This is a genomic window from Micrococcus sp. UYEF5 (assembly GCF_040546065.1).
GTDB lineage: Bacteria > Actinomycetota > Actinomycetes > Actinomycetales > Micrococcaceae > Micrococcus > Micrococcus luteus.
The window spans coordinates 177,365-193,781 of sequence record NZ_JBEPNB010000005.1 but is presented as its reverse complement, the minus strand read 5'-3'; the positions used below and the strand labels follow the sequence as shown (position 1 = coordinate 193,781).

Genomic DNA, 16,417 nt, shown 5'->3' with positions numbered 1-16,417 from the left:
CGAGGTGAACCCCGACACCGCGCCCGCCCTCGAGTTCAGCGCCTGACAACCCCAACGAAGGAATCAGCCGCTACACCACTTCATGGGGCTTGACCGCCCTCCGCCCACGGCGGACGGCGGGGACACGGCTGGCACTCATGTTGAAGGAGTGCCAGAACCCGGAGTAGAGTCGGCACTGGCACTCGGGGGTACCGGGTGCCAATGCCCGAGGTGGACCGTCCGGCACCGCGACGACGGAGGGTCTGACGCCCGTGGCGCACCCGCAGACCACAGCATCAGCGGACCGGCGAGCCCGCCGGAGCCGCACGTCGACGAAGAAGGAGTGTGCAGCATGTCTGTCTCCATCAAGCCCCTCGAGGATCGCATCGTTGTCCGCCCCCTGGAGGCCGAGCAGACCACCGCGTCGGGCCTCGTGATCCCGGACACCGCCAAGGAGAAGCCGCAGGAGGGCCAGGTCGTGGCCGTGGGCCCGGGCCGGGTCGCCGAGAACGGCAACCGCGTGCCGGTCGACGTCGCCGAGGGTGACGTGGTGCTGTACTCCAAGTACGGCGGCACCGAGGTCAAGGTCGGCGGCGAGGAGTACCTGGTGCTCTCCGCCCGCGACGTGCTGGCCGTCGTCACCAAGTGACCCCGCCGCGACGGGCCCGGTGAGCGGCGCGCACCGCACCGGTGCGCGCGCCCCGGGCCCCTCGCGTCCCCGCACCCCCTGACTCCCTGAACGAAAGGAGCGTCCGTCATGGCCAAGCAGCTGGCTTTCAACGACGACGCACGCCGCGCCCTCCAGGCCGGCATCGACAAGCTCGCCGACACCGTCAAGGTCACCCTCGGCCCCAAGGGCCGCAACGTGGTGCTCGACAAGGCGTGGGGCGCCCCCACCATCACCAACGACGGCGTCACGATCGCCCGTGAGGTGGAGCTGGAGGACCCGTACGAGAACATGGGCGCCCAGCTCGCCAAGGAGGTCGCCACCAAGACCAACGACATCGCGGGCGACGGCACCACCACCGCCACCGTGCTGGCCCAGGCGCTCGTGAACGAGGGCATGCGCCAGGTCGCCGCCGGCGCCGCGCCGGGCGAGGTCAAGAGGGGCATCGAGGTGGCCGTGGCCGCCGTCGAGCAGCGCCTGCAGGAGAACGCCCGCCCGGTCGAGGGCCAGGAGGTGGCCCACGTGGCCGCCATCTCGGCCCAGAACGACGAGGTCGGCGAGCTGCTGGCCCGCGCGTTCGACACGGTCGGCACCGACGGCGTCATCACCATCGAGGAGTCCTCCACGACCTCCACCGAGCTGGACGTCACCGAGGGCATGCAGTTCGACAAGGGCTTCCTGTCCCCGTACATGGTCACCGACGCCGAGCGTCAGGAGGCCGTGCTCGAGGACGCCTACGTCCTGATCAACTCGGGCAAGATCTCCAACGTGCAGGAGCTGCTGCCCCTGCTGGAGAAGGTCCTGCAGGCCAACAAGCCGCTGTTCGTGATCGCCGAGGACGTCGAGGGCGAGGCCCTGTCCACCCTCGTGGTGAACAAGATCCGCGGCACCCTGAACGTCGTGGCCGTCAAGGCTCCGGGCTTCGGCGACCGCCGCAAGGCCATGATGCAGGACATCGCGATCCTCACCGGCGCCCAGGTCGTCTCCCCGGACCTCGGCATGAAGCTCGAGCAGGCCGACCTGGACGTGCTCGGCTCCGCCCGCCGCATCACCGTCACCAAGGACGAGACCACCATCGTCGACGGCGGCGGTGCGCCCGAGGACGTCGAGGCCCGGATCGCCCAGATCAAGGCCGAGGCCGCCGCGACCGACTCCGACTGGGACCGCGAGAAGCTCCAGGAGCGTCTCGCCAAGCTCTCCGGCGGCATCGGCGTGATCCGCGTGGGCGCCGCCACCGAGGTGGAGCTCAAGGAGCGCAAGCACCGCATCGAGGACGCCGTGTCCTCGACCCGCGCCGCCCTCGAGGAGGGCATCGTGGCTGGCGGCGGCACCGCCCTCATCAACGCGCTGACCGTGCTCGACACCGACGCCGACGTCCAGGCCCTGACCGGTGACGCCGCCGTGGGCGTGGACATCGTCCGCAAGGCCCTGAAGCAGCCGCTGCGCTGGATCGCCCAGAACGCGGGCGAGGACGGCTACGTGGTGGTCTCCAAGGTCGCCGAGCTGGAGCCGAACCACGGCTTCAACGCGAAGACCGGCGTCTACGGCGACCTGATCGCCGACGGCGTGATCGACCCGGTCAAGGTGACGCGCTCCGCGCTGGCCAACGCCGCCTCCATCGCGGCCCTCGTGCTGACCACCGAGACCCTCGTGGCGGACAAGCCCGCCGAGGAGGACGAGGCCGACCACCAGCACTGACCCCTGAGTCGGCCCTGACGCGGCCGGCTGTCGACGACGGCCCCTCACCCGCCCGGGTGAGGGGCCGTCGTCGTCCGGGCGGGAGACGCCGGCCGTCCGGGGTGCCCTCTAGGGTGTGCCCATGGACACACCCACGCCGCCCCGTCCCACCGGGTCCCACCCGACCCGGACCCCGGCCCGGCCCCGGCTGCGCCGCTTCGTCCGCGAGTTCTCCTATCCGCACGGCATCCACCCGGCCCTCGTGCCGGGCGTGTCCGTGGAGGACCGCCGGGTGCGCTACGGCGTGGACCGGGTGATCCTCGCCGTCGTCGGCCTGCTGGTGGTCGGCTTCGTGGTGTGGGGTGTGCTGCAGCCGGACGCCGTGCTGGCCGTCTCGAGCGCGGCCCTCGACTGGGTGATGGTCCACGCCGGCTGGCTGTTCGTCCTGCTGGCCATCGGGATGGTGGTGTTCCTGCTGGTCCTGGCGTTCTCCCGGTACGGCGAGATCCCGCTGGGCCTGGACGGGGAGAAGCCCGAGTACTCCACGGCGAGCTGGTCGGCCATGCTCTTCGCGGCCGGCATCGGCATCGGCATCATCTTCTTCGGCCCGTACGAGCCGCTGACCTACTACCTGGCCCCGCGCCCGGGGGCGTACGAGGCGGGGAGCGAGGAGGCGGTGACGGGCGCGCTGGCCCAGGCCGCGCTGCACTGGGGCGTGAACGCGTGGGCGATCTACGCGATCGTCGGCCTGTCGGTCGGCTACGTGTCCTACCGCCGGGGCCGGGTGCCGCTGATGAGCTTGATCATCGCGCCGCTGTTCGGCGACTCCCAGCGCAGCGACTCGGTCGGCGCGCGCCTGATCGACGGGCTCGCGATCATCGCCACATTGTTCGGCACGGCGGCCTCGCTGGGCATCGGCGCCCTGCAGATCGGCCGCGGCGTGGAGATCGTCTCGGGGTGGTCGGCGCCGGGGAACACGGTGGCGCTGGGGATCATCGTGGTGCTCACGATCGGCACCATCTTCTCGGCGGTGTCCGGTGTGGCCCGCGGCATCCGGTGGCTGTCCAACATCAACATGCTGCTCGCCCTCGGGCTGGCGCTGTTCTTCTTCGTCGTCGGCCCGACGGCGTTCCTGCTGAACATCGTGCCCGGCGTCCTGATGGACTACGTCTCCTCCGCCCCGGACGCCCTCGGCGCCTCGATGGCCGAGGGGGAGGACATGCAGGAGTTCCTCTCCAGCTGGACGATCTTCTACTGGGCGTGGTGGGTCAGCTGGGCCCCGTTCGTGGGCGTGTTCATGGCGAAGATCTCGAAGGGCCGGACCATCCGCCAGTACGTCCTCGGCGCCCTGTTCATCCCGGCCGCGGTGATCGTCGGCGCGTTCACGATCATCGGCGGCACCACCATCTGGCTGCAGCGGACGCAGGGCTCCGTGGCGCTGGACGGCACGGCCGCCTCGCTGCCCGCGCCGGCGGAGATCTTCTGGGTGGTCCTGGACCAGCTGCCCGGCGGCGGGCTGGTGGCCCCGGTCGTGATCGTCATGCTGGCGGTCTTCTTCATCACGACGGCGGACTCCGCCTCGATCGTGAACTCGCAGCTCTCGCAGCGCGGCGCCCCGGCCCCGCGCCGCACGATCACGGTGTTCTGGGCGCTGTGCATGGCGGGCATCGCGGTCGTGATGCTGCTGACCGGCGGCGACACCGCGCTCACCGGCCTGCAGAACCTCATCACCATCACGGCGCTGCCGTTCACCGTGGTGCTCGTCCTCATGGCGGTCGCGCTCCAGCGCGAACTGGCCAACGACCCCTTCGCGATCCGTGACCGGTACCAGCGGGCCGCCGTCGAGAAGGCGACGGTGCGGGGCCTGGTGGAGTACGGGGACGACTTCGCGTTCACGGTGGAGCGCACCCCGCCGGGCAGCTGGTACGCGGCCGGCGAGGGGTTCGACTCCACCGCCGCGGAGATCACCGACTGGTACCGCCGCACGGACGAGGACGGGAACCCCGTGGACGACGACTACGTGCTGGGCGAGTACCTGGACGAGGGGGACGGGGACGGCGCGGACGGGCCCGCCGGAGCAGGCCCGTCCGGCCGCTGACTCAGGCGCGCGGCTCCGGGGTGCCGACGAGCTGGGCGCGGGAGTCGGCGGTCGCGTGGGCGCGGGCTTCGACGATCTCCTCCTCGTCCTCGCCGAAGATGTCGCCGCGTGGGGCGTCGTAGCGGTCCCGGTCGAGGATGCCCTCCTGGGAGGCCACGAGCGCGGGGATGAGGGCCTGGCCGGACACGTTGAGGGCGGTGCGGCCCATGTCCACGATCGGGTCGACGGCCAGGAGCAGGGCCATGCCCTCGAGGGGCAGCCCGGCGGTGGACAGCGTGAGCGTGAGCATCACGGTGGCGCCGGTGGTGCCGGCGGTCGCGGCCGAGCCCAGCACGGACACGAGTGCCACGAGGGCGTACTGGCTCAGGCTCATGTCGATCCCGTAGAACTGGGCGATGAACACCGCGGCCACGGCCGGGTAGATCGCGGCGCAGCCGTCCATCTTGGTGGTGGCGCCCAGCGGGACGGCGAAGGAGGCGTAGCCGGTGGGCACGCCGAAGTTGCGCTCGGCCACCCGCTGGGTGACGGGCAGCGTGCCGAGGGAGGAGCGGGAGACGAAGCCGAGCTGGAACGCCGGCCACACGCCGGTGAAGAACTGCTTGACGGAGAGCCCGTGCAGGCGCGCCAGCACCGGGTACACCACGAGCATCACGAGGGCCAGGCCCACGTAGATCGCCACCACGAACTTGGCCAGCGTGCCCATCGTGGACCAGCCGTACGAGGCCACGGCGTTGCCCAGCAGGCCGATGGTGCCGATCGGGGCCAGGCGGATGATCCACCACAGCAGCTTCTGGATGATCGCGAGCACCGAGCGGGAGAACGTGAGGAACGGGGCGGCCTTCTCGCCGACCTTGAGCGCGGCCACGCCCACGACGATCGCGATCACGAGGATCTGCAGCACGTTGAACGTGGGGGAGGAGGCGAGCGCGCCGTCCTCGCCCGCCGTGGTCTTGACGGTCAGGCCGAGGAAGTTCGCCGGCACCAGGGAGGTCAGGAAGTCGAGCCAGCCGACGTCCTTGGCCTGGTACGACGCCGGCGCGGTCTGGCCGGTGCCCACGCCCGGCTGCAGCACGACGCCGACGGCGAGGCCGATGAGCACCGCGATGAGGCTCGTGATGGCGAACCACAGCAGGGTCTTGGCGGCCAGGCGGGCCGCGTTGGTCACCTGGGCCAGGTTGGCGATGGAGGCGACGACGGCGAAGAAGACCAGCGGGACGACCGTGGCCTTCAGCAGGCTGATGTAGATGCTGCCGACGGTGGCCAGCGTCTCGCCGAGCCAGGTCGGGTGCTCGGAGGTGTGCCCCGTCGCGCGGGCGATCAGGCCCAGGACGAGGCCGAGGACGAGGGCGGCGGCGATCTGCCAGCCGAAGTTCGACGTCCAGGCGGGGAGCCGGCGTCGGGGCGCCGGTGCGGGGGAGGACTGTGCGGTGCTCATCCGGGGAGGTTAGGCGGTCTAATACCATGACGCCGAAACGGATTGCTCCATGTGACGTCGTGGTGACGTCCGTCTCGCCCCCGCGTGGCCCAGCGCGGGGGTCCTGTGATGTGGCCCGCACCCGGGTCGCCGGTTTGACCCCCGGGCATAGAATCGCGGAAACACCCGTCCCGAAAGGCGCCTTCGTGACCAACACCAGCACCGGTCCCAGCCCCGAGCCCGTCCACTCCTCCTCGGATCCCTTCGGCTTCTTCGGCCTCACCTATGACGACGTCCTGCTGCTGCCCAACGCCACGGACGTGATCCCCGCGGACGCGGACCCGGGCACCCGGCTGACCCGCAACATCCGCTTGAACATCCCCATCGTCTCCGCGGCGATGGACACCGTGACCGAGGCCCCGCTGGCCATCGCCATGGCCCGCCAGGGCGGCATGGGCATCATCCACCGCAATCTGTCCATCGAGGACCAGGTCCGCCACGTGGACACCGTGAAGCGCTCCGAGTCGGGGATGATCAAGGACCCCGTGACCATCGGCCCCGACGCCACGCTCGCCGACCTGGACGAGCTGTGCGCCCAGTACCGCGTCTCGGGCCTGCCGGTGGTGGCCGAGGACATGACGCTGCTGGGCATCATCACCAACCGCGACACCCGCTTCATCCCGCGCGAGGAGTGGGCCACCCGCACGGTGGACACCGCCATGACCCGCATGCCGCTGATCACCGCGCAGGAGGGCGTCTCGCGCGCCGAGACCATCCGCCTGTTCTCCCAGAACCGCGTGGAGAAGCTGCCGCTCGTGGACGATGCGGGCCGCCTGACCGGCCTGATCACCATCAAGGACTTCGACAAGGCGGAGCAGTACCCGGACGCCGCGAAGGACGACGAGGGCCGCCTGCGCGTCGGCGGCGCCGTCGGCTTCTTCGGCGACGGCTGGGAGCGCGCCATGGCGCTCGTCGAGGCGGGTGTGGACGCCCTCGTGGTGGACACCGCGAACGGCCACACGCACGGCGTGCTGGACATGATCGCGCGCCTGAAGAAGGACAAGGCGGCCGCGCACGTCGACGTCATCGGCGGTCAGGCCGCGACCTACGCGGGCGCCAAGGCGATCGTCGACGCCGGCGCGGACGCCGTGAAGGTGGGCGTGGGCCCGGGCTCGATCTGCACGACCCGTGTGGTGGCCGGCGTCGGCGTCCCGCAGATCACCGCCATCTACGAGGCGGCCAAGGCCACGCGCCCCGCGGGCGTCCCGCTGATCGCCGACGGCGGTCTGCAGCACTCCGGTGACATCGGCAAGGCCCTCGTGGCCGGCGCCGACTCGGTGATGCTCGGCTCCCTGCTGGCCGGCACGGCCGAGTCCCCGGGCGACCTCGTGTTCTACCAGGGCAAGCAGTTCAAGACCTACCGCGGCATGGGCTCCCTGGGCGCCATGCAGACCCGCAACGGCACGCGCTCCTTCTCCAAGGACCGCTACTTCCAGGCGGACGTGCCGGACGAGGACAAGCTGATCCCCGAGGGCATCGAGGGCCAGGTGCCCTTCCGGGGCCCGGTCGCCTCGGTGGTCCACCAGCTCGTGGGCGGCCTGCGCCAGACGATGTTCTACACGGGCGCGTCCACGGTGGCCGATCTCAAGGAGAACGGCCGCTTCGTGCGCATCACCGCGGCGGGCCTGAAGGAGTCCCACCCGCACGACATCATGATGACCGTCGAGGCCCCGAACTACCGTTCGCGCTGACCCGCACGTCGGGTCCGGGGGGAGCCCCCGGACGGGGCGGCGCCGACGACACGGTCGGCGCCGCCCCCGTGGCGCCTGGGCTAGGCTGGCCCGGTGACGAACCAGATTGAGATCGGCCGCGGCAAGCGCGGCCGCCGGGCCTTCTCCCTCGACGACGTGTCCGTGGTGCCCGCGCGGCGCACCCGGGATCCCCAGGACGTCAGCCTCACGTGGCGCATCGACGCCTACACGTTCGACATGCCCGTGATCGGTGCGCCCATGGACTCCGTGATGAGCCCCGAGACCGCCATCGCGATGGGGCGGCTGGGCGGTCTCGGCGTCCTCAACCTCGAGGGCCTGTGGACCCGCCACGAGGACCCGCGCCCGCTGCTCGAGGAGATCGCCGCCCTCGAGGCCGGCCCGGCCGGGACCGAGGCCACCCGCAAGCTGCAGGAGGCCTACGCGGCCCCCATCCGCCCCGATCTGATCACCGAGCGCCTCGCGCAGATCCGCGAGGCCGGCGTCGTCGTCGCGGGCTCGCTCACCCCGCAGAACACGCAGGAGTTCTACCGCACCGTCGTGGCGGCGGGCGTGGACCTGTTCGTCATCCGCGGCACCACCGTCTCGGCCGAGCACGTCTCCTCCACCCAGGAGCCGCTGGACCTCAAGCAGTTCATCTACGAGCTGGACGTGCCCGTGATCGTGGGCGGGGCGGCCGGCTACACGCCGGCCCTGCACCTGATGCGCACCGGCGCGGCCGGCGTGCTCGTCGGCTTCGGCGGCGGCGCGTCCACCACCACGCGCCGCGCCATGGGCATCCGCGTGCCGATGGCCACGGCCATCTCGGACATCGCCGAGGCGCGCCGCGACTACATGGACGAGTCCGGCGGCCGCTACGTGCACGTGATCGCCGACGGCGGCGTCTCCACCTCGGGGGAGATCGTCAAGGCGATCGCCATGGGCGCGGACGCGGTCGTCCTGGGCGCCGCCCTGGCCCGCGCCACCGACGCCCCCGGCGGCGGCTGGCACTGGGGCCTCGAGGCCGCCCACCCGGAGCTGCCGCGCGGGCACCGCACCCACGTGGGCCAGGTGGCTCCGCTCGAGGAGGTCCTGTGGGGGCCCGGCCGCCACGCGGACGGCACGTCCAACCTGATGGGCGGCCTGAAGCGCGCCATGGCCACCTGCGGCTACACCGAGCTCAAGGACTTCCAGAAGGTGGAGGTCCTCGTGACCCCCACCCAGACCGTCTGATCCCCGCCGCCGCATGGCGGCACCCCCGACCGGAAGAGTTGATACGGCGTGCTGCGCACCGCCCTCAAGCCCGTCTGGCTGGCCACCCTGGTGCTGGCCCTCGTGGCGGCCGCGGTCTTCGTGGCGCTGTCCAAGTGGCAGTTCGAGTCCGCGGAGACGAACGCACCGCCGCCGCGCACCCAGACCGAGCACGCCGTGCCGTTCCTGGAGCACGTGCGCCCCTACGAGGCCCTGCTCGGCTCGCAGGCCGACCAGGTCGTCACGGTGGAGGGGGAGTTCGTGCCCGGCACGGACGTCCTGGTCGGCCCGCGCCTGCTGAACGGCCGCGACGGCTACTGGACGGTCACGGCCCTGCGGGTGGCCGGCGCCCCGGACGGCGAGGTCGTCCCGGTGGTCCGCGGCTGGTCGGCCGACGCCGACGTCGTGGACCCCGCGCCCGCCGGGCAGGTCACCGTCACCGGGCGCCTGCTGCCCCCGGACGGGCCGCTGCCGCGCGAGGCCGCGGCCGAGGACACGGCCGACCGGCTCCTGTACCGCAGCCTGGCCCCGGCCCAGCTGGTGAACGTGTGGGACGAGCCGTCCTACGCGGCGTACGTCGCGGCGTTCCAGATGGTCGACGCCGCGGGCGCCGAGACGGGCGCGGCCGGCCCCGGCGGGCTCGAGCCGGTGTGGGTGGCCCCGCAGCCGGAGGAGACCCAGATCATCTGGCTCAACGTCTTCTACGCCGTGGAGTGGATACTGTTCGCCGGCTTCGCCCTGTTCCTGTGGTGGCGGTTCGTCCGCGACGACCACCTCCGGGACGAGCACGAGCGCCGGCTCGACGAGGAGTGGGCCACGCAGTGGCGCGCCGAGGAGCTCGAGCGGCGCCGGGCGGCCGCGCGCGAGGCCAAGGAGCGGGCCGTCGCGGCGCAGGCCGCGGCGCACCCACGCCAGGACCACGACGACGACGGGGCCGCGCGCCCCGACCCCCGCGACCCGGGCCCCCGTGGGCCCCGAGAGGAGCAGAGCCGATGAGCACCCAGCGCCCCGGCCCCCAGCCGGTGGACCCGGCGAGCCTGCCGGATCCCGAGGACATCACGGAGGCCGACCTGCCCGAGCCGCCCCCGCGGCCGGGCCGGGAGCAGCGCCGTTTCGCCGGCACCCAGCAGCAGATCCGCTCCGCCACCCGCCTCTACGTGGTGTGCGCGTGGATCACCGGCATCATGCTCCTGCTGCTCGTGGCGGAGATGGTGCTGAAGTACGGCATGCACGTGGAGCTCTACGCGGGCGGCACCACCGTGGACGGGGACGCCAACGGCCTGGGGCTGCACCCCACGGACAGCGTGACCGGGGGAGTGAACCTGTCCCTGTTGATCCTCATCGCCCACGGCTGGATGTACGTGGTGTACCTGCTCGCCTCGTTCCGCCTGTGGTCCCTGATGCGCTGGGAGCCGCTGCGTCTGCTGGCGATGGCCGGCGGCGGCGTCGTGCCGTTCCTGTCCTTCGTGGTGGAGAAGCGCATGACCCGCGTGGTCCGGGACGAGCTGCACCGCTTCCCGGACGCCGCGCGGCGCTACTGAGCGCCTCGACTATCCTGGACGGGTGACGCAGAACGCCCCCCACCCCGACACCCCCGCCCCGCTCAGCGACGTGATGCCCACGGTGCTGGTGCTGGACTTCGGCGCCCAGTACGCGCAGCTCATCGCGCGTCGTGTGCGCGAGGCCAACGTCTACTCCGAGGTCGTGCCCGCCTCCACCCCGGCGGCGCAGATCCTGGAGCGTAAGCCCGCGGCGCTGATCCTCTCGGGCGGGCCGTCGTCGGTGTACGAGCCCGGCGCCCCGCAGCTGGACCCGGCGCTGCTCGAGGCCGGGGTGCCCGTGCTGGGCCTGTGCTACGGCTTCCAGTCGATCGCGCACGCTCTCGGCGGCACCGTGGCCAAGACCGGCACCCGGGAGTACGGCTCCACCCGCCTGGACTCGGTGGATGCCGACTCCGTGCTGTTCGCGGACCAGGACCTCGAGCAGGTCGTGTGGATGTCCCACGGGGACGCCGTGACGCAGGCGCCCGAGGGCTTCGCCGTGACGGCCTCCACCGCGGGCGCCCCCGTCGCCGCGTTCGAGGACCGCGAGCGCCGCATCTACGGCGTGCAGTGGCATCCCGAGGTGGGCCACTCCTCCCGCGGCCAGCGGGTGCTCGAGAAGTTCCTGCACGTGGGTGCGGGCCTGGGCGCGGACTGGACGGCCAGCGGCGTGATCGAGGAGCAGGTCGAGCGCATCCGCGAGCAGATCGGGGACAAGCGGGCCATCTGCGGCCTGTCCGGCGGCGTGGACTCCGCCGTGGCCGCGGCCCTCGTGCAGCGCGCCATCGGCGACCGCCTCACCTGCGTCTACGTGGACCACGGCCTCATGCGCGAGGGCGAGTCCGCCGAGATCGAGCAGGCCTTCGGCGAGGCCCACGGCGGCGCCCGCCTCGTGATGGTGGACGCGCGCGAGGACTTCCTGTCCGCGCTGGCCGGCGTCACCGACCCCGAGGCCAAGCGCAAGATCATCGGGGAGCGGTTCATCCGCACCTTCGAGAAGGCGCAGGCGGACATCGTCCTCGAGTCCGAGCACGACCCGGACGCCACCGAGGTCCGCTTCCTCGTGCAGGGCACGCTCTACCCGGACGTCGTCGAGTCCGGCGGCGGGGACGGGGCGGCCAACATCAAGTCCCACCACAACGTGGGCGGCCTGCCGGACGACATCGAGTTCGAGCTGTGCGAGCCGCTGCGCGAGCTGTTCAAGGACGAGGTCCGCGCCGTGGGCGCCGAGCTCGGCCTGCCCGAGGGCATCGTGCACCGCCAGCCGTTCCCGGGCCCGGGTCTGGGCATCCGCATCATCGGCGAGGTCACCCAGGAGCGCCTGGACCTGCTGCGCCGCGCGGACGCGATCGTGCGCGCCGAGCTCACCGCGGCCGGGCTGGACCGCCAGATCTGGCAGTGCCCGGTGGTGCTGCTCGCGGACGTGCGCTCCGTGGGCGTGCAGGGTGACGGCCGGACCTACGGCCACCCGGTCGTCCTGCGCCCCGTCACCAGCGAGGACGCCATGACGGCGGACTGGGCACGGATCCCGGACGACGTCCTGTCCCGCATCTCGAACCGCATCACCAACGAGGTCGACGGCGTCAACCGGGTCGTGCTCGACGTGACCAGCAAGCCGCCGGGCACCATCGAGTGGGAGTGAGCGGCGCGTCCGGCGCCGCATCCGGCCGCCCCTGACCGGGGCGGCCGTCCGCACGAAGACCGCCTGGACCCAGGCGACGGAGGAAGGACCGCACGCACGTGACCGAGCAGGAGTTCCCGCGCCTGGCCCGCGCCCGCGCCGCCGCACGCCCCGACGAGGGGCAGACCCGCCCCGACCCGGCCGCCTGGGTGTCCTCCCTGGGCTCGGGTGCCGAGAACGACACGATGCTGCGGTTCGCGCTCTCGGCGGCCAACAGCATCGACCTCACGGAGGCGAACTCCTCCGGCGTCTCGCAGCTGCTGCTGGGGCGGCGCACCCGCCTGTCCACCCTGCTGCCGGCCGGCCCGGTGCTGGACGCGGCGCACGAGGTCTCCCTCGGCCTGCGCGCCAAGGTCCGCGAGCTGGCGGAGGAACGCGGCATCGACGTCGGGGCGCTCGCCGTGGGCGTGGCCACGTGGACGGCTGAGGAGGACGGCCGGCGGGAGCGCCGCTCCGCCCCCGTGCTGCTGGCCCGCGTGGCCCTGACGGTGCGCCGCGGCGCCCGGGGCCGGGACGAGCTGGAGGTCCAGATCACCGAGCCGGCCCGCCTGAACCCGGCGCTCGTGCGGAATCTGCGCCGGCACCACGGCATCGCCCTGGACCCCGAGGCGTACCAGCAGGCCGCCTACGCCACGGCGCGCCTCGAGCCCGCCCCCGCGTTCGCCCGCCTGCGCGAGGAGACCGCCGCGATCGCGGACCTGCACATCGAGGACTGCCTGCTCGTCTCCACGTTCGCGGACCTCGGCGAGACCGCCTCGCTGCCCGCCTCCCTCGAGGATCTGCCGGTCGTGCAGGCCCTGTACGACGCCGGCACCGGCATGGTGCCGCGCCCGCCGGCGCTGCAGCCCACGGGCGCGCCCGCGGAGGACGACGTCGCCCCGGCCGACGAGCGCCTCGTCGTCGACGTCGACGCCGCCCAGGCGCGCGTGCTCGAGCACGCCGCGGCGGGGGACTCCCTCGTGGTGGCGGCCGCCCCCGGCACCGGGCAGACCCAGACCGCCGCCGCCCTGGCCGCGCGCCTGGCCTGGGAGGGCCGGCGCGTGCTGGTCGTGGCCGAGCGCTCCGCCGCCCTGGCCGACGTGCTCGACCGCCTCGAGGAGGCGGACCTGCGCTCGATCGCGCTGGATGTGCCCGCCAACGCGGACCCCGAGCTGCTCCGCCGCCAGCTCGTGCAGGCCGTCCTGCGCTCCGAGCGGGCCGTGGACCCCGACACCGCCCGGGACGAGGCCGCGCTGACCGAACGGCGGCGCCGGCTGCAGGAGCACGTCGGCTCGCTGCACCACGTCCGCCCCCGCTGGGGCTGCTCGCCGTTCCAGGCGATGCAGGCCCTGGCCGCCCTGACCGGGCTCGAGACGCCGCCGGCCACCACCGTGCGCCTCAAGCGCTCCGTGCTGGACTCCACCGTGAACCGGCAGGCCGTGGGTGAGCAGCTCGTGCGCGCCGGGGAGCTCGGCGCGTTCTCGGCCGCCGCCACCGAGAGCCGCTGGTTCGGCGCCCGCGTGCGCAACGTGCAGGAGACCGAGGCCGCCTCGGAGCTGGCCGACGAGCTGGCGGCGGCCCTGCACACCACCCGACGCGCCGTGGACACCGCCGCCGCCCAGGCCGGCCTGCGCCCCGAGCGCACGGTGGCCGGCTGGGCGGAGCAGGCGGACCTCTACCGCCGCGTGGCCCGCACCCTCACCGAGTTCACCCCCGAGGTGTTCTCCCTCGACGTGCCCCAGCTGGTCGCGGCGACCGCCACCAGCTCGTGGCGGCGCCTCCACCTGGTCGAGATGTCCTCGGTGGCCCGGTCCCGCCTGCGCCGCGCGGCCAAGGACGCGGTCCGCCCGGGCGTGCAGCCCACGGACCTGCACGGCGCCCTCGTGGACGCCGCCGCCGTCCTGGAGGACTGGAACCGCCACGCCGCCGAGCCGGGCACGCCCCCGCAGGTGCCGGACCAGGGCGAGCACGTGATGGGCCACGTCGGCCAGGTGCGCGAGCACCTGCGCCGGCTCGAGGGCGTCCTCGCCCCCGAGGCCGTGGCCGAGGGGCCGCTGGACGAGCGCGACGTGGACGACCTCGTGGCCGCCGTCGACGGGCTCGTGGCGGACCGCGACACCCTGGCCACGCTGCCCGAGCGCACCCTCGTGCTGGACAGCCTGCGCGACCACGGCCTGGCGGAGCTGCTCGAGGACCTGCGCGAGCGGGAAGTGCCCACCGAGGCCCTGACCGCCGAGCTCGAGCTCGCGTGGTGGCAGTCCGCCCTCGAGGCGATGATCTCCGGGGACGACTTCCTCGCCATGATGAGCGGGGCGGACCTGACCGAGGTCGAGCGCGGGTTCCGCGACCTGGACCGCGCCCATCTCGAGCGCGGCGGCGCCCGGCTCTCCGCCGCGTTGGCCGCGCGCTGGCGGGAGGCGCTGCGCACCTATCGCGCGGACGCGGCCGTGCTGCGCACCCTGCTCAAGCAGGGCAGCCCCACGGTCGAGTCCCTGGCCACGATCACCCCCGAGCTCCTGCAGCCGCTCGTGCCGGTGGTCACCACCTCGCCCATGGCCCTGTCCGAGTTCCCCCCGGAGTGGCGCGCCGACGTCGTCGTGCTGCTGGAGGCCGACGCGACCGCCCTGGCCACCGCGATGGGCGCGCTCACCCGCGCGCCCCAGGTGGTGGCCCTCGGCGACCCGGTGATCGGGCGCCCGCAGTCGTTCCAGGTCTCCGTGGACCCGACGGCGACCGCCGGGCCCCTGCGCCCGCTGCGCTCGGCCCACGACGCGCTGGACGAGGTGCTGCCCACCCTGCCGCTGCGCACCGTGCACCGTCCCCTCGAGCGGCGCCTGGTGCGCCTGCTCTCCGCGCTCGCCTATGACGGCGCCCTGGACGCGCTGCCCACCGCGGGCGAGGCCACCGGCCGGGATCGTGCCGTCACGGCCGAGTACCTGCCCGAGGGCACCGGCATCCCGATGACCGGCGGCGACGTGGTCGAGTCCACGAACGCCGAGGTCGCCCGCACCGTGGAGCGCGTGTTCGAGCACATCCGCGACCGGCCCGAGCAGTCCCTGGCCGTGGTCACGGTGTCCGAGCAGCACGCCCGCCGCGTGGCCGCCGCCGTGCAGGCCACGGCCGCGCAGGCGCCGTGGGCCCACGAGTTCCTCGCCCGCGGCCGCGGCGAGGACGCCGCCGAGGCCGAGCCGTTCGTGATCGTGCCGGTCGTGCGCGCCGCCTCCGTGGTGCGCGACGCCGTGATCCTCACCCCCGGCTACGGCCGCACCCCGCACGGGCGCGTGGTGCACCACTTCGGCGCCTTCTCCGACCCGGACGGCGAGCGCATGGTCACGGTCGCGCTCACCCGCGCCCGCCGGCGCCTGCACCTCGTCTCCGCGCTGCGCGCCGCGGACCTGGACGAGGACCGGCTCGACGGCGGCGCCCTCTGGTTCCTGCGGCTGCTCGAGGCCTACCTGGGCGACGACGCCGCGGACCCGGTGGGCACGGTGGGCGATCCGCTGCTGGCCGATCTGCGCGACCGGCTCGAGGAGCACGGCGCCCGCGTCCTGCCCCGCTACGCCGGCGTCATGGACCTGGCCGTGCTCGATCCGCGCGCGGACGAGGCGCCCCGTCCGCTGGCCCTGGCCGGCGACGGCGGCGAGGTGTACCGCGCCCTCACGGTGCGGCAGCGCTCGCGGACCCTGCCCGAGGGGCTCGAGGCCCGCGGCTGGGAGCCCCGGACCCTGTGGGCGATCGACGTGTTCGCGGACCCGGAGTCCGTGGCCCGCGAGCTGGCCGACCGGCTGGGCGTGGAGCCGGCGGACGAGACGGACGAGACCGACGACGATGTCCGCTGACGGCGCGCCGCGCCGCCGCGGCCCGCGCCGGGCGGACGCCCCGGGCACCGGCCCGGCAGCCGCCGACGGCCGCGAGCCGCGCCTGCCCGAGATGCCCCGGCTGAGCGGGCAGGCCGGGACGTCGCCGGCGACCGCACCGACCGGGGACAGGGCCGGGGTCGAGACCGGTGCGGCCGAGGCCGAGCGTGACCGCTGGCTGCGCGAGCAGCGCCCGCCCCACTGGGGCTGAGCCGGCCCGGTGCGGCCGGGTCAGTCCGCGGCGGCGGAGGACGAGGACGACGTCGACGACGTCGAGGACCCGGCGGCCGAGTCCGAGGTCGATCCGCCGGCCGAGCCGGTGCCCCCGGTGCCGGAGCGCGAGTCGGTCCGGTAGAACCCGGAGCCCTTGAAGCTCACGCCGACCGAGCCGTACTGCTTGCGCAGGACGCCGCCGCACGCGGGGCACTCGGTGAGGGCGTCGTCGGTGAAGGCCTGGACGACGTCGAAGGCGTGGCCGCAGTCCTTGCAGCGGTAGGCGTAGGTGGGCATGCTCAGCTCCAGCTC

At 73.6% G+C, this 16,417-nt stretch carries 12 protein-coding genes; 10 read left to right on the top strand and 2 right to left on the bottom strand.

Annotated features, from left to right (window positions below; all coding sequences use genetic code 11):
* The first annotated feature begins 331 nt into the window (after positions 1-331).
* From groES to ABIB16_RS07160, 3 genes are all read left to right on the top strand, one after another.
* Complete coding sequence (gene groES / locus ABIB16_RS07170; protein WP_002857590.1) at positions 332-628, top strand: co-chaperone GroES; 297 nt, start codon at positions 332-334, stop codon at positions 626-628.
* A gap of 108 nt (positions 629-736) precedes the next feature.
* Positions 737-2,344, top strand: coding sequence for a chaperonin GroEL (gene groL, locus ABIB16_RS07165; protein ID WP_354436155.1), 1,608 nt, complete (start codon positions 737-739; stop codon positions 2,342-2,344).
* Positions 2,345-2,465: 121 nt separating this feature from the next.
* Positions 2,466-4,421, top strand: coding sequence for a BCCT family transporter (locus ABIB16_RS07160; protein WP_159833391.1), 1,956 nt, complete (start codon positions 2,466-2,468; stop codon positions 4,419-4,421).
* A gap of 1 nt (position 4,422) precedes the next feature.
* Here ABIB16_RS07160 and ABIB16_RS07155 read toward each other — a convergent pair whose 3' ends face one another.
* Complete coding sequence (locus tag ABIB16_RS07155; protein ID WP_061867093.1) at positions 4,423-5,856, bottom strand: dicarboxylate/amino acid:cation symporter; 1,434 nt, start codon at positions 5,854-5,856, stop codon at positions 4,423-4,425.
* Between the two features lie 185 nt (positions 5,857-6,041).
* On the opposite strand from ABIB16_RS07155, the gene guaB reads away from it, so the two are divergent.
* From guaB to ABIB16_RS07120, 7 genes are all read left to right on the top strand, one after another.
* Complete coding sequence (guaB, locus tag ABIB16_RS07150) at positions 6,042-7,586, top strand: IMP dehydrogenase (RefSeq protein ID WP_063190103.1); 1,545 nt, start codon at positions 6,042-6,044, stop codon at positions 7,584-7,586.
* A gap of 93 nt (positions 7,587-7,679) precedes the next feature.
* Entirely contained in the window at positions 7,680-8,816 is a 1,137-nt protein-coding gene (locus ABIB16_RS07145; protein ID WP_002857600.1) for a GuaB3 family IMP dehydrogenase-related protein, read from the top strand.
* Positions 8,817-8,864: 48 nt separating this feature from the next.
* Positions 8,865-9,830 carry an SURF1 family protein gene (locus tag ABIB16_RS07140; protein WP_159833389.1) on the top strand — a complete coding sequence of 322 codons (966 nt, stop codon included), beginning with the start codon at positions 8,865-8,867 and terminating at the stop codon, positions 9,828-9,830.
* The gene (locus ABIB16_RS07135) at positions 9,827-10,375 is read left to right on the top strand and encodes a DUF3817 domain-containing protein (RefSeq protein WP_141844125.1); all 549 of its coding nucleotides are present in this window, start codon (positions 9,827-9,829) and stop codon (positions 10,373-10,375) included. Before ABIB16_RS07140 ends, ABIB16_RS07135 begins: the two co-directional genes overlap by 4 nt.
* Positions 10,376-10,397: 22 nt before the next feature.
* Entirely contained in the window at positions 10,398-12,017 is a 1,620-nt protein-coding gene (guaA, locus tag ABIB16_RS07130; protein ID WP_282963047.1) for a glutamine-hydrolyzing GMP synthase, read from the top strand.
* 98 nt (positions 12,018-12,115) lie between these two features.
* On the top strand, positions 12,116-15,874 hold the full coding sequence (locus ABIB16_RS07125) for a DUF4011 domain-containing protein (protein ID WP_354436154.1): 3,759 nt from the start codon (positions 12,116-12,118) through the stop codon (positions 15,872-15,874).
* Positions 15,864-16,103, top strand: coding sequence for a hypothetical protein (locus ABIB16_RS07120; RefSeq protein WP_141843782.1), 240 nt, complete (start codon positions 15,864-15,866; stop codon positions 16,101-16,103). Before ABIB16_RS07125 ends, ABIB16_RS07120 begins: the two co-directional genes overlap by 11 nt.
* A 20-nt stretch (positions 16,104-16,123) precedes the next feature.
* Here the strand turns inward: ABIB16_RS07120 and ABIB16_RS07115 are convergent, their stop codons facing one another.
* Entirely contained in the window at positions 16,124-16,402 is a 279-nt protein-coding gene (locus ABIB16_RS07115; RefSeq protein WP_049147734.1) for an FmdB family zinc ribbon protein, read from the bottom strand.
* Positions 16,403-16,417: the final 15 nt, after the last annotated feature.